A 14,516-nucleotide genomic window follows, 5' to 3' on the forward strand; every position below is an offset into this window, starting at 1 on the left:
TTTACTCACGAACGCAGCGGAGCGCAAGGCCTTGACAGGGTTGCAGGTTGGTAAAATTTACCCACTTGCGGTCATTGTGGCAACGATATAGTCATATATCTGTCATGAGGGCAGCTTTTCCGCCGCCAAGTGGGCATCGTGACGCAAATTACGTCAAGTCTTGACCGCCGGACGGGGCCGTGCCGTCCGCGAACTCCCAGCGAGGACGGACCCCATGGCCGAGCGGACCGCCGCGGTTGAACACCGCCCTTCCCGTGTCGACGTGTCGGCCTGCGACCGCGAGCCGATCCATGCCCTGGGCTCGGTCCAGCCCTTCGGCTTCCTGCTCGCCCTGTCGAGCGACTGGATCGTCTCCCATGCGTCCGGGAGCCTGGAGGGCCATGTTGGGCGGTCCCCCGTCGAGGTGCTCGGCATGCCGGCCACCGAGATCCTGGGCCTCGAGGCGCTCCACGTCCTGCGCGGCAGGCTCCAGACCCTGCGCGGACCCGACCAGGTTGAGCGCGTCTTCGGTCTCGACCTCCTCGGCGGCGGGGCGCTGTTCGATGTCGCCCTGCACCGCGGCGGTGAGGGCTTCCTGGTCGAGGCGGAGCCGCACGTCGCCGAGGAACTCGATACGGGCGAGCTCGTGCGCACCCTGTTCGCCCGCCTCCAGCTGACAGATGGAGTCGACGCCTTCCATCGCGAGGCGGTCCGGCAGATGCGCGTGCTGACCGGCTTCGACCGCGCCATGGTGTACCGCTTCGCGGAGGACGGCTCGGGGGAGGTCGTCGCTGAGTCGGCGCGGGCGGGCCTGGAGAGCTATCTCGGGCTGCGCTACCCGGCCTCGGACATCCCGCAGCAGGCGCGCCGGCTCTACGAGCGCAATCCCATCCGCCTCATCGCCGACGTGGATGCCGAGGTCTCGCCCGTGCATCCGACGCTCGACCCGCACGGGCGACCCCTGGATCTCTCGCTCGCCGCCCTCCGGGCCGTCTCGCCCGTCCACATCGAGTACCTCAGGAACATGGGCGTGGCGGCGTCGATGTCGGTGTCGATCCTGCGCGACGGCAGGTTGTGGGGCCTGCTCGCCTGCCACAATGGCGAGCCACGCCATCTGTCGATGGCGCGGCGCTCCTCGGCCGAGCTGTTCGGCCAGATGTACTCGTGGGCCCTGGAGGGACGGGAGCGGGAGGTCGAGCGTGCCGCCGATGCGCGCGCACGCGAGCTGCACAACCGGCTCATGGGGGCCATCGCCTCGCGCGACGCGTCCGTCGCCGACTTCGAGGATTATCTCGGCGAGATGAGGGGGGTCGTGGCGTGCGACGGTATCGCCCTGTGCGTCGAGGGGCGCGTGGCCTGCGAGGGCATCACGCCCGACATGCGGGACCTGCCCGGACTGACGCGCTTCCTCAACCGCACGGCGACGAGCCGGGTCTACGCCACGCATGCCTTGGGCGGAGCCTACGAGCCGGCGACGGCCTTCGCCGACCAGGCCTCCGGCGTCCTCGCCATCCCGGTCTCCCGCGAGCCGCGGGACTACCTGCTGTTCTTCCGGCGCGAGGTCGCGCGGACCGTGACCTGGGCGGGCCAGCCGGAGAAGGCGCTGACCCTGTCCGACGATGGTTGGCGCCTGTCGCCGCGCAAGAGCTTCGCCGCCTGGCAGGAGCGGGTGCGCGGGACCGCCACGCCCTGGGGCGCGTCCGACCTACGCGTCGCCGAGGCACTCCGGGTGACGCTGCTCGAAGTCGTCCTGCGCCTAACCGACAGCTCGGAGAAGGAGCGGAGGGCGGCGCAGGAGCGGCAGGAGGTGCTGATCGCGGAACTGAACCACCGCGTCCGCAACATCCTCAACCTGATCCGCGGCGTGGTCGGTCAGAGCAGGGGGCAGGCGACGACGGCGGAGGAGTTCGCCGCGGTGGTCGGGGGACGCATCCAGGCGCTCGCCCGGGCGCACGACCAGATCACCGCGATGAACTGGACGCCGGGCTCGCTCAGGGACCTGATCAGGCTCGAAGCCGAGGCCTACCTCTCCGACAAGGCCTGCCGCGTGCACGTCGCCGGGGAGGACGTCCTCCTCGAACCCCAGGCGATGTCGACGATGGCGCTCGTCATCCACGAGATGACGACGAACTCGGCCAAGTACGGCGCGCTGGCCGACAGCCGGGGGCGTGTCGACGTGTCCCTGGCGCGGACGGGTGACGGGGCCCTCGTCATGGACTGGGCCGAGGCCGGGGGCCCGCCGGTCCGGCCCCCGACGCGGCGCGGCTTCGGCAGCGTCATCGTAGAGCGTTCGGTCCCCTACGAGCTCAAGGGCGAGGCGGGAATTCGCTACGAGCCCGCCGGCGTCGAGGCGCGCTTCGTCGTGCCCGCGGCGTTCGTCCATGAGGCGCCGGCCGCGCTGGCCGCGCCGGAGGCGGCCAACGCCAACGAGGACATCAAGGCGGCGGGCCTCGTCCTGCGCGGAACCGTCCTGTTGGTCGAGGACAACATGATCATCGCCCTCGAAGGCGAGGAGATGCTGCTCGGGCTCGGCGCGCGGGCGGTGGAGACGGCGGCCTCGGTGCGGGACGCCCTGCGTATCGTCGAGACACGCGATCCCGACTTCGCGCTGCTCGACATGAACCTCGGAACGGAGACGAGCCTGCCCGTCGCGGAACGGCTCCGGGAACGCGGGACGCCGTTCGCGTTCGCCACCGGCTACGGCGAGCAGCTTCGCCTCCCGGACGGGCTGCGCCACGTCCCCGTGGTGCGGAAACCCTACGACGCCCAGGCGCTGCGGCGCGCCTTCGGCCACTGAAAGCCCGGCCCGGCAACCGACCGGGATGTCGAACCTCGCGATGGAGCGGACGGGGATGTGGACGCGCAAGGACATCCGGCAGGTGACCGGGGAGTGCGAGACGTTCGGCGGTCGCGGTCACGCAGCGCTGACGGCGAAGGGGACTGTGCTGATCCTCTGCCCCCTCTGTTCCCAGTTCAATGCACGCAAGCCGGCGCACCCGGCCACGTGCATGTGGTGTGGGTTCGAGGCGATCGTTGAGCCGGCCGCAAAGCCTGGCCCGATCTTCCCGGCCTCGACCCCCGCCAGGGCCACGCCGCGGGAGCGGCATCCGGGGATTTGGGGCTTCGGGGTGGCCGCAGGGTGATCCGGGGGATCGGCGGACACGAGTTACCGAGCATCGGTGTGTGCGGGTCGGGGGGCGGGGATGCGTCGGAACGGGACAGGCGCGAGCGAGCCGGAGGGAAGGCCCGTTCGCGGGCGACGGTCGGCCTTCGACCGAGCCGTGAAATGTCCCGCACCATACGTCGCTGTGCTGTCGGTCTTGGTCTTGGGGCTGCTCGCGGCGCTCGGGGCGGCCCAGTGGGCGGAGGTATGGAACGCGCGCACCAAGGCCGAGCGATTCGAGGTGGCGGCAAACCGGGTGGCGTCGCTCATCGAGGGACGCATGGCCCTCTATGAGTACGGTACCCGCGGAGCCCGTGGCGCCGTGATCGTCGCGGGCGAGGACGCCATCACACGCGAGAGCTTCGGCCGCTACTCCCGGACACGCGACGTCGACACGGAATTTCCGGGTGCACGAGGCTTCGGGCTGATCCGGCGCGTGCCAGCCGCGAGCCAGGAGGCGTTTTCGGAGGCGGCGAGACGGGACGGCGCGCCGGACTTCCGCATCCGGCAGCTCCGGCCGCATGACAGCGAGCGCTACGTCATCCAGTACATCGAGCCCATGGCGCGCAATCGCGAGGCCGTTGGCCTCGACGTCGCCTCGGAGGAGGATCGGCGCGCGGGCGCGCTGCAGGCCATGGAGACCGGCCGCGCGACGCTGACGGCGCCTATCACCCTCGTCCAGGCCTCAGGGATGAAGGAACGCGGCTTCCTGCTGTTCCTGCCGGTCACGCGTGCCGGTGCACCCGCCGGCACCGCGGAGGAGCGCCGGTCGGCGACGTGGGGATGGACCTACGCGCCGCTCGTCATCGACGAGGTGCTCGCCGGCGTGGACCTCGATTCCCCCGCCCTCGACGTCGGCATCCGCGACATGGAGGCGACGGCCACGCGCTTCTACGGGGACCGCGAGCAGGCCGGGACCCCGACGGACGGGCTCACCGCCACCCGGCGGCTCTCGATCTACGGACGGACTTGGCTCGTCGACGTGGCGGCCCGTCCCGCCTTCGTCGCTGGGCTGAACCTCGTCCGCCCAGCGACCGTGGCCGCCATCGTCGGCACGGGCACGCTGCTGCTCGCGGGCCTCGTCTACCTGCGCCTGGCCGGTCAGCGCCGCGAGGTGCTGGCGGCGGTCGAGAAGGGACGGCTGGCGGCCATCGTCGAGAACGCGGACGACGCCATCGTCGGCAAGTCCCCCGACGGCGTCGTCACCGACTGGAACCCGGGGGCGGAGCGGCTGTTCGGTCGTCCCGCAGCCGAGGCCATCGGCAGGAAGGCGGAAGACCTCATCGTCCCCGGGCACCTCCAGGAACAGGAGCGCGATGTCCTCCTGCGCATCCGCCGGGGCGAGGCCGTGCCGACCTTCACGACCCTCAGGATGCGCAAGGACGGCACGGTCTTCCCGGTGCAGGTGACCGCCTCCCCGATCCGTGCGCCCGACGGCACGGTAGCCGGCGTGGCGGCGGTCACGCGCGACGTTTCCGAGCAGGCGGCCGCGGAGGAGCGCATTCGCGAGGCCAACGCCTCGCTCGAACGGCAGGTCGCGGAACGGACCGAGGCGCTCCGGGCAGGCTCGGCGCTGCAGAAGGCCATCCTCGCCAATGCCGGTTACGCCGTCATCGCCACCGACATGCAGGGCATCGTGACCCTGTTCAACCCCGCCGCCGAGCGGATGCTGGGCTACGGCGCCGATGAACTGGTCGGCCGGGCGACGCCCGCCGTCTTCCACGACCCGGCCGAGGTCGAACGGCGTGCCGTGAGCCTGTCACGGGAACTCGGACGGGTCGTGCGGCCCGGCTTCGAGGTGTTCGTCGCCAAGGCGCGCTCGGGCCGGTCCGATCCGAGGGAATGGACCTACGTCACCAAGGGCGGCGAGCGCCTGCCGGTGCTGCTTAACGTCAGTCTCCTGCGCGCCGACGACGGGCAGGAACTCGGCATCCTCGGCATCGCCCTGGACCTGAGCGAGCGCTACCGCCACGAGGCCGAGATGAAGGCGGCCCAGGCCGGAACCTGGAACTACGAGGTCGCGACGGGCCGGGTCCTGTTCTCGTCCGAGTGCGCCCGCCAGCACGGCCTGCCGGAACGCGAGACTGAGCTCGACGTCGAGGCCGAGTGGAAGCCGCTCGCCCACCGCGACGACGTGCCCCGCGTGCTGGCCGACCTCGCGGGCGCCGTCGAGACCGGCGGCGGCTACACCACCGAGTTCCGGGTGCCGCTGGCCGACGGCGGCATGCGCTGGATCACCGCCATCGGCCGGGTCGAGGCGGACGCCGAGGGGCGGACGGCCCGGGTGATCGGCCTGACGTTGGATACCACCGCCCGCAAGGTGGCGGAGATCGCGCTGTCCGAGGCCAAGGCGGTGGCGGAGGCGGCGCGGGCGGAGGCCGAGCGGGCGAGCCGGGCCAAGACCGACTTCCTGGCCTCGATGAGCCACGAGATCCGCACGCCGCTCAACGCGGTCATCGGCTTCACCGACCTGATGCTGGCCTCGGGCCGGCTCGATCCGGGCAACCGCCGTCAGGCTGAGCTCGTCCGATCCTCGGGCAATGCGCTCCTGACGGTCGTCAACGACATCCTCGATTTCTCCAAGGTGGAGGCCGGGGCCATCGAGTTGGTCGAGGCGCCGTTCCCGCTGCTCGCCCTCATCGACAACTGCGTCTCTATCGTCCGAGGCCCGGCCGACGCCAAGGGCCTGGAGCTCCGGCTTCGGATGGACCCGGCCTTGCCGCGCTGGCTCAAGGGCGACGAGAACCGCCTGCGGCAGGTTCTGTTCAACCTGCTCAACAACGCGGTGAAGTTCACGGCGGCGGGGTCGGTCACGCTCGACGTGGCGCCGGAGGAAGGTAGCTCGGGCGCCGACCGCCTTCGCTTCCGGGTCATCGACACCGGCATCGGCATCCCGAAGGACCGGCAGAACCGGCTGTTCCAGCGCTTCAGCCAAGTGGACGGCTCGATCCAGCGCGATTTTGGCGGCACCGGGCTCGGCCTAGCCATCTGCCGGCATCTCGTCGAACTCATGGGCGGCGAGATCGGCGTCTCCTCGGTCGACGGCGGCGGCTCGACCTTTTGGTTCACCGTGCGCATGCCACGGGCCTCCGCGCCGGCCGAGGTGGCTGCGCCGGTCCTCGCCGCGGCGCCCCGCCGGACGGGACGCCTGCTGCTGGTCGACGATTCCGCAATCAATCGGGAGCTCGCCCTGGCGGTGCTCGGTGCGGCCGGGCACGTGGTCGAGACGGTCGGGGACGGGCAGGCGGCCATCGACGCGGTCCGGGATCGGGCCTTCGACATGGTGCTGATGGACGTGCAGATGCCCGGCATGGACGGGATGACCGCGACCCGCCGCATCCGGGCGCTCCCCGGACCGGTATCGCGGCTTCCCGTGATCGCCATGACGGCGAACGTGTTGCCGGAGCAGGTCGCGGCCTTCCGCGCGGCGGGGATGGACGACCACGTCGGCAAGCCGTTCGACCGGGGGGTGCTCTATGCGACCGTGGACCGGTGGCTTCCGCGGGAGGCCGCGTTCTCCGAGGCGCCCCGCCAGGCGTCACCTCCCGTCGGGTTCGACGAGGACGCCTACCGCGAGGTGCGTCGCTTCCTGTCGCCGACCCGTCTCCGCGAGGTATTGGACATTCTGGTGCGCGAACTCGACACGAGCTTCGTGGGGGACGCCACCGTGGGGGAGGTTCGCTCTATGCTTCGCCATCGCGCCCACTCGCTGGCCTCCGCGGCGGGCATGATTGGCTTCCGCGAGCTGGCGACCGCCTGTCTTGCGCTGGAGGCGTTCGGGGAGGCGCGGGTGTCGTCCGAGGGGGTTTCCGCGTTCGACGCGGTCCTGGGCAGGGTGCGTCGCCTGGCCGACCTTTCGGCGAGGGCGACCGAGCGCATGCTGGCGGACGTGGAGTCCCCGGTCGGTCCCAAGGTATCCTGCGGCCTCGGATGAGGCGGCCGTCCCCGTGGTCGCGGCGTTTGCGTCGATGTCGCGACAGCGGATTCTCAAATCCGAAGGTAGCGCCATCCGCGACGCGCTACGTCGGGACATCTTTCCTTGACCGTATTCGGCGCAGCCTGACTGCCTCTGGAAGGTGCGGGCGACGGCGCAGAGTAAGGGGGACCCGGCGCGGGCCCAGTACCCGCGGCGGTGGGAGGTGTTCCGCGCGGCGGACCAACTCCGGGCCGAGGGCAAGGAGTGGGTCGTCTTGCGCAACGTGTGGGCGCGGGTCAGCGGAACGCCGGCGTTGCCAGCACCAACAAGCTGGTCAGCGACCACCTGTCGGATTGAGCCTTGGAATGCGCCCACACTCCCGATGGCTGCAATCGACATGGAATGGTTAATCGTGTCGATCAAGACATCTTGATATCCTGGCTGCCCCGGGGAGGGCCGCTTCTCCGCCCGGAGCAGACGCCTCATCTGGCCAGCCGCTAGGTCTTCAAAGGGTCTAAAGCGGCGATCCAAAGCGCTCCAGCTCTATTTCGATAAAGGGGGCTCCGCAGTGAGGAGCTTTCTATAAAATACGAATGCTGGCTGAAGTTCAGCGAACGCCGCGATTGACGACTGCCCAGTCAATCCGATAATGGTTGGTAAGATGCAGACATGCGCCCCGGACCGGTAACGGTCGCGGGGCGTTGTCGTTTTCGGCGCTCATTCGCCGCGTCCACTCACTCGGATCCTGCCATGACCGAACTCTCGGCCGTCGCCGATGAGCTGGACGCGCTCGTGCGCGACGGCCGACGCATTCGCCTTGGCCACCGCAATTTCGAACGGCCCCATGCCGAACTCGACGAGTTGGTCACACGCCTCGCCGCCGCTGCTCGTGTAGTCCGCCTCGTCGCCAGCGCTCCGTCGACGCCCGTCGTGACGGGGCGCGGCCAAGTTTTGGTGTCTGTGTCCCGTTCAATTCCAGGCCGTCATGTCGAACTCCCCTCAAACCGTGGCTCACGAACCGAACGGCATAGTCCGCACTCAGCTGGCGGATCGAAGGATGGCACGTGATCCGTAGAGACGCGGATCGCCCCGTCCGTTCGATTGAGGATTGCGAGCCCTTCGTTGCTTCGGTGCAGCCGAGGTGTTGCATGCGTCCAGCCTCAGAGGAGGACAAGGCAGTCTTGGCGATCGCTCGCGAGGCCAAGCGGGTGCGCATGATCCGGCTGCTCGTTGGCGGGGCGAACGGGGACTGATCCCCAGCCGGATTGCGGGACTCAATCATCTTGGATTTGCCGCCCACACAGCGTTCGATGCCGATGAGGGCGGATGCGTGAAAACGGCCCTTTTCGAGCATCCAAACGGGGGCCGCGCGGATGCACGAAAAGGTGCCGGCGCTGCTCACTGGCGGTGAACTTGCTCTTCCGTCGCTTCAGCGGCTCGACGAGGCCGCTGCCAGCCTCGCAGCGGCGTCACGGTCGGCCGGGACACAGCGGGTCTACGCGGGCGCCTGGCGCGATTTTACGGGGTTCTGCGACGAGCACGGCCTCGCACCGTTGCCAGCTTCAGCGCTGACGGTCGTTCGCTACCTGACCTATCTGGCTGAGCTCGGCCGGTCAGTCGCAACGATCGATCTGCGCATCGCCGCGATCGCTTTGGCCCACCGCATGGCCGGGCATGACAGCCCGACGGCGCGGGAGGACGTGCGTCAGGTCCTGGCCGGCATCCGCAACACCCATGGGCGGGCGCCGGCGAAGAAGAAGGCGCTCACCGCCGACCTGCTGGTTGGGGTCTTGCGCAAGATCCGTGGCCGGGAGCTGGCCGAGACCCGCGACCGGGCGATGATCCTGCTGTGCTTCGGCGCCGCGCTCCGGCGCTCGGAGCTGGTTGCCCTCGACGTCGACGACGTCGAGCGCCACCGACGTGGACTGCTGGTGCGACTGCGCCGCTCGAAGACCGACCAAGAGGGCAAGGGCCAGACCGTCGCGGTGCCGGACGGCAAGCTCAAGGTGCCGGCCGCCTTAGACGCCTGGCTGAAGGCCTCGGGTCTCACTGATGGCGCGCTGTTTCGCGGCTGCGACCGCGGCCGGCTCTCGGCCGAGCGGCTGAGCGCGAGCCAGTTCGCCCGGATCCTGAAGGCGCGCTGCGCCGCCGCCGGGCTCGATCCGAGCCTGATCGGCGGGCACTCACCAAGGCGCGGCTTTGCCACCACCGCCGGCGACCTGGGGGCGGATCTGCGCCTCACCGCTCGGCAGATGCGCCACGCCAAGCTCGAGACGACCCTCGGCTACATCGAGGACGGCGAGCTGTTCCGCCACCACGCCGGCGACGGCTTCCTCTGACCACCCGGAATCCCCCGATGAAGCCAGCGACCGAGGTCGTCGGGCAGCTCGTGCGCGACGTGCTGGCCTATGACGAGGCGATGACATTCGACGGTGCCAGTGCGCGCCGACGCGAGTTCGAGCGCCTCGCCGCTCAGGCCGCGCCGGGCTCGCTCGGCCAGGCCGTCGCGGGCGCCGTCGCCGAGGTCCTTGCGCGGGTGGCGCAGAGCCTCCAGGGGCATCGGCCCGCCCGATGAGCCGACGCATCCTTGACTGGCGCCAGGCGCTCTCGGACCTGCGGGCCGACCGGGCGCCGCGTCCTGACATCCGCGAGGAGCGGCTGGGGACGCAATCGACCGCCGCCGTGCGCCTGTCGTGCTGGCGCGGCCAATCCGGACGGCGCTACGTGGTCACCGTGCAGCCGCTCGACACGTCGCCGATCGCGCTGTCGAGCGCCACCGACCCGCGGCTGCTGGTGGCACTCGCGGTTCGGCGGACGGCGGGCGTTGCCTCGATCGTCGCGGTGAGTGGCATAGAAGCGGTCGAGGAGCGGCAGGCCGACGTGGTGCGTGAGGGCGCGACCGAGCTGCATGTCTACCGCCTCGCCGACACACCGGCGGAGCACTTCGCAGCTATCGAAGATCTCCGCGAGGCTCCGTCCGCAGACCGTTGCCTGGGCGTAAGCTGATCATGCTTTGGATAGAGGTGGGCGCCGAGGCTCCTTCCTCTACATCCCCACCTCACTCCGGCGAGCCTTGCGGCTCCGCACCTGTGCGCTCGGCAGAACATCCGGCACCAGCGTGGCGTTGACGGGGTTGGGGGTGTGGTCGAGGGCGGCGCCAGTAGCGGCATCGACACCCATGCCGATCACGCCGCCGGCTATAACATTCCCTGCGAAGCCCACAGCTCCCGTCCCGGCGATCTTTGTCCGCACCGGAATCACCTGCGGCTGGAAACCAGGCTTGGTGAAAGTGACGTCGAACTCATCAGATCGATCGACTTCCATAGAGCAGGGTGTTGCAGGGCAAGCATAGCCCTTGGTTGTCGTCATTTGGGCGCCGGACGGTTCGGTAAGAAACGCCATTTTCTCAGTTGTGCCGCGAGTGATGCTCCCACATGCACTGACGCTCACCGCAACAGTAGCTGCGGCGACAAATGTCGAAACCCTCATGACGCCCCCCAGGCGCGAACGTTGGCGCCGAATGTTTCATGCTACAGACTTCAGCACCGAGCAATGCGGGAAAATGCTAGGTTGCGAACGTCGCTGTGGAATGTTGCGAGGTTGCCATGTTCGACATTTTTAAGCGCAAGCGTCGAGAGGAAGAGCGCCAACGCCGCGAGGAGCACGAGAACCGCCTCAGCCGCGCTCGCCTCGTCGGCACGCCTGCCCCGTCTCGGTCGTCGTGGGACGACAGCCCCATGAACCCAGCCTCGCCATCAGGCATGTTGCTGAGCCCGCTCTCCCCGATCTCACCACTTTATGGCGGGTCGGACTACACGCCCCCTGATACCTGCGCAGGCTCGCCGTCCTCCTCCGACAGCGGGTCGTCGTGCTCGTCGAGCGACAGCAGTAGTGGTGGAGGCGGTGGGGACTGACCCGCCGCCAGGGCCGTCAGGGACCCTGCCGTTCGGGAAATTATACGGGTGGGCGAAGCCCGGAGGTTTCCTAGCGCCAGGGTCCGAAAACCCGTGAACGGTGAACGGTGAACGCGCCGAGTGAACGCTCTTCCCGCACCATGGGCCAGGCCGAGTTCGCCCGGCACCGTGGTGTCTCGAAGGCGGTCGTCACAAAGTGGAAGGGCCAGGGCCTCCTCGTCCTGACCGAGGACGGAAAGGTCGCCGTCGAAGCCACGGAATGGGCACTCGATCAGCGGCCAGCGAGCTATCGCGGCGGCACCACCCACCGCCCGATCCGGGCAGCGGATGGCAACAACGCCACCCACCGGGATGCTCGGTCCAGAGCCACATTGGCGAAGCCCGACGGCGCAGCCCCGGTGCGCCCTGCGCCGCGCCCGATCAATCCAGGTGACGGGCTGGGCATCGATCCCGCCGAGTTCGACCCGGACAACCCGAACCTCCCGCTGAACCTCGCGGCCCAGCGCAAGGAGAACTACCTCGGCCTGCTGCGCAAGCAGGATCACGAGACGAAGCAGGGAGCGCTCGTCGATCGCGCCGCCGCCGAGGCGGCGTTCTTCGACGAGGGGCGGGCCTTCCGGGATGCCCTGATCGCGTGGCCGGCGCGCGTGTCGATCGAGATGGCCGATGAACTCACGATCGACGCCCGCGAGCTGACCCAGGTCCTGAGCAGCTATGTCAACCGGTTCCTCGCCGAGCTCGGCGAGCCCTCCGACCTCGAGCTATCGCGACACCGACAGTCTTAGGCGTTCGTGGCGGCGCGGCCTGACCCCGCCGCCGAACCTCGATGTGGTGCAGTGGGCCGAAGCGTTCCGCAAGCTCAGCAAGGAGTCCTCGAACGGGGGCAAGTTCATCACCGCGAAGGTCGAGGTCGCGCGCGGGCCGATGCTGTGGGCGACCGAGCCCGGCGTCAGCAAGATCACGCTGATGGCGTGCACCCAGCTGCTGAAGACCACCGTCATCGAGAACGTCCTCGGCCGGTTCATTCACCTCGATCCGTGCCCGATCCTGGCGGTGCTGCCGAAGGACGACGCGGCCGAGACCTTCTCGAAGGACCGGCTCGCGCCGATGATCCGGGACTCGAAGAAGCTCCTCGAGTTGTTCGGCGAGGCCAAGGCACGCGATGCCGGCGCGACCCTGACGCATAAGCAGTTCCCGGGTGGGCACATCACCCTGGTCGGGGCGAACAGCCCGACCAATCTGGCGATGCGGCCGATCCGGCTGCTCGTCTGCGACGAGATCGACAAGTACCCGCTATCCGCTGGCGGCGAGGGCCCGCCGATCGACCTCGCCGAGGAACGGCAGGCCGAGTTCAAGGCCAACAGCCTTACCGTGCTGGCCTGCTCGCCCACCGTCTCCGGTCGCTCGGCGATCGAGGCGAGCTACGAAGAGAGCGACCAGCGGAAGGCCTTCGTCTGCTGCCCTCACTGCGCGACGTGGCAGTCGATGGAGTGGGAAGGGGTCAAGTTCGACAAGGACGAGGATGGCAGGATCGTCGTCGCCAGCGCTCGTTACGAATGCGTCGCCTGCGAGAAGCCCTGGACCGAGGCGCAGCGCCTCACCGCGCTGAAGCGGATCGAGTGGCGCCAGACCCGGGCATTCACCTGCTGCGGCGAGAAGCAGGTTCCGGAGCAATGGGCGCCGCTGGCGCACGGCGTCCGGCGGGCGCTGTGCCGCTGCTGCGGGGCGCAGGCGGTGTCGAACCAGCATGCGGGCGGGCAGGCCTCCAAACTCTACGCCCCGAAGCAGACGATCAAGGAGACGGTCGCCAAGTTCGCGCGCGCGCTGCGACGGGGGCCGGAGGCGTTGCGAACCTTCTTCAACACCCAGCTGGCGCGCACCTGGAAAGAGGGCGTCGACGCGCCCGAATGGAAGGACGTCTACGCCCGGCGAGACGACTACCTCTCCGGCACGGTCCCGCCCGGCGCGCTGATCCTGTTCGCTGGGGTCGACGTGCAGAAGGACCGCCTCGAGGTCTCGGTGTGGGGCTTCGGGCGCAACCGTGAACGCTGGCTCGTCGAGCACCGGGTGCTGACCGGCGACACCGGCCGCGGGACGGTCTGGGCCGAACTGGCGCTGATGTTCGACGAGACCTGGGAGCACGCCAGCGGCGCCGAGATAGCGGTTCGGGATTGGGGCATCGACTCGAGCGCTTTCACCGACGTGGTCTACGCCTTCGTCCGGTCCCAGGCCGGCCGCGGCAACGTCCACGCCATCGATGGCCAGGACAGCTACTCGAACATCTTCCTCGGCCTCGGCTCGAAGGACGCGAACCCACGGGGCAAGAAGCTCCGGCGCGGGCTGAAGACGGTCCGGATCGGCGTCTCGCTCGCCAAGCAGGAGATGATGAGCTGCCTCGGCCTGCAGCGCCCCGCTGCCGGTACGGTGTTCCCGGCGGGCTTCATCCACCTGCCGCGCGACGTGTCCGAGGATGGCGTTCAGCAGCTCACCGCCGAGGAGCTGGTGGTGAGCCTGAGCCGCGGGAAGACCCGGCGCGAATGGGTGCCGATCGGCGGCCGGCGCAACGAGTGGCTCGACTGCGCGAACTATGCCCGCGGGCTCGCGGCGATGCGGGGCTGGGACCGCTGGCGCGAGACCCAGTGGCGCAGCCTCGAGGCCGTCCTCGGCATCGAGCGGGCGACTGTCGCACCGGTGGCCGTGACCGAGGCCCCAGCCGTGCCCGTGGTCGCGGGCTCGATCGCCGCCAGGACGATGAAACGCAAGATCCGACGCAGCGTGGCCCGCAAGGGGCCGGCGAGGTGGTGATGAGCGAGACGCCCGATCAGACCGCGACGCTGCTGCGCCGTCAGCTCGCTGCCCTCGATAAGGCGATGGCCAGCGGCGTGCTCACCGTCGAGGGGCCGGATACCGGCCGGGTGACCTACCGGAGCTACGGCGAGATGCGCGCGGCCCGCTCCGATCTGCTGCGCCGGATCCGCGAGGCCGAGGCCGCCGCCACCGGCGTGATGCCGCGCCGGCGGGCTCGGCGCATCGTCCTGATCGGCACCAGCGGGTTCTAGCGTGACAGCCGCCTTCCGCACCCGCGCCCGGATCAAGGGCACCGGCCTCTATGCCGACAGCCTCGCCGCCTCGGGGCTCAGTGGCGACGGCGGCGGCGCGGTCGAGGCCTCGGCCTACGATGCGGCTGGCGGCAGCGGGCGCCGCTCGCGGTCCTGGCGCGTCGGTGCATGGGGGCCGAATGCCGCGATCACCTACGCGCTCGATGAGCTGCGGCGAAAGTCGCGCGATCAGGCGCGCAAGAACCCCTATGCCGGGGCGGCCATCGACCGGCTCGTCGACAACATCGTCGGCACCGGCATCGTCCCGCGCTCGATCGCGGCGCGCTCGGTCGACGGACTGAGCCCGGAAGACGCCAAGCGGATCAAGGCCGAGGACGCGGCGTTCCGAGACACGCTGCAGCGTCTTTTCCTGGCCTGGACCGACGAGGCGGACTCGGTCGGGGCGCACGACTTCTACGGCCTGCAGGCGATCGCGGTCACCGGCA

11 protein-coding genes are annotated in these 14,516 nt (G+C 69.6%); 10 read left to right on the plus strand and 1 reads right to left on the minus strand.

Annotation, left to right across the window (positions count from 1 at the left end):
• Window positions 1-214: 214 nt before the first annotated feature.
• From OWC43_RS23540 to OWC43_RS23565, 6 genes are all read left to right on the plus strand, one after another.
• Window positions 215-2,776 carry an HWE histidine kinase domain-containing protein gene (locus tag OWC43_RS23540; protein ID WP_393958710.1) on the plus strand — a complete coding sequence of 854 codons (2,562 nt, stop codon included), beginning with the start codon at window positions 215-217 and terminating at the stop codon, window positions 2,774-2,776.
• Between the two features lie 511 nt (window positions 2,777-3,287).
• The gene (locus OWC43_RS23545) at window positions 3,288-7,076 is read left to right on the plus strand and encodes a CHASE domain-containing protein (RefSeq protein WP_393958712.1); all 3,789 of its coding nucleotides are present in this window, start codon (window positions 3,288-3,290) and stop codon (window positions 7,074-7,076) included.
• Between the two features lie 732 nt (window positions 7,077-7,808).
• Complete coding sequence (locus OWC43_RS23550) at window positions 7,809-8,126, plus strand: hypothetical protein (protein WP_393958714.1); 318 nt, start codon at window positions 7,809-7,811, stop codon at window positions 8,124-8,126.
• A gap of 317 nt (window positions 8,127-8,443) precedes the next feature.
• A complete protein-coding gene (locus OWC43_RS23555) occupies window positions 8,444-9,397 on the plus strand; it encodes a site-specific integrase (RefSeq protein ID WP_393958715.1) in 954 nt (317 codons plus the stop codon).
• A 17-nt stretch (window positions 9,398-9,414) separates the two neighbouring features.
• Window positions 9,415-9,633 (plus strand): hypothetical protein, encoded by a 219-nt coding sequence (locus OWC43_RS23560; protein ID WP_393958716.1) that lies wholly within the window; start codon window positions 9,415-9,417, stop codon window positions 9,631-9,633.
• Window positions 9,630-10,064, plus strand: a complete 435-nt coding sequence (locus tag OWC43_RS23565; protein WP_393958717.1) for a hypothetical protein — start codon at window positions 9,630-9,632, stop codon at window positions 10,062-10,064. The genes OWC43_RS23560 and OWC43_RS23565 overlap by 4 nt, the downstream gene beginning before the upstream one ends.
• A 39-nt stretch (window positions 10,065-10,103) precedes the next feature.
• Here the strand turns inward: OWC43_RS23565 and OWC43_RS23570 are convergent, their stop codons facing one another.
• On the minus strand, window positions 10,104-10,547 hold the full coding sequence (locus tag OWC43_RS23570) for a translation initiation factor 2 (protein WP_393958718.1): 444 nt from the start codon (window positions 10,545-10,547) through the stop codon (window positions 10,104-10,106).
• A 532-nt stretch (window positions 10,548-11,079) separates the two neighbouring features.
• Between OWC43_RS23570 and OWC43_RS23575 the strand changes: the two genes are divergently transcribed.
• From OWC43_RS23575 to OWC43_RS23590, 4 genes are all read left to right on the plus strand, one after another.
• Window positions 11,080-11,757, plus strand: a complete 678-nt coding sequence (locus tag OWC43_RS23575) for a hypothetical protein (protein ID WP_393958720.1) — start codon at window positions 11,080-11,082, stop codon at window positions 11,755-11,757.
• The gene (locus tag OWC43_RS23580; protein ID WP_393958722.1) at window positions 11,687-13,777 is read left to right on the plus strand and encodes a phage terminase large subunit family protein; all 2,091 of its coding nucleotides are present in this window, start codon (window positions 11,687-11,689) and stop codon (window positions 13,775-13,777) included. Before OWC43_RS23575 ends, OWC43_RS23580 begins: the two co-directional genes overlap by 71 nt.
• Window positions 13,777-14,031, plus strand: a complete 255-nt coding sequence (locus OWC43_RS23585) for a phage head-tail joining protein (protein WP_393958724.1) — start codon at window positions 13,777-13,779, stop codon at window positions 14,029-14,031. The genes OWC43_RS23580 and OWC43_RS23585 overlap by 1 nt, the downstream gene beginning before the upstream one ends.
• A gap of 1 nt (window position 14,032) precedes the next feature.
• The coding region (locus OWC43_RS23590; RefSeq protein WP_393958726.1) for a phage portal protein at window positions 14,033-14,516 on the plus strand (484 nt) is incomplete at its 3' end.

This window comes from Methylorubrum sp. POS3 (assembly GCF_043352485.1).
Lineage (GTDB): Bacteria > Pseudomonadota > Alphaproteobacteria > Rhizobiales > Beijerinckiaceae > Methylobacterium > Methylobacterium suomiense.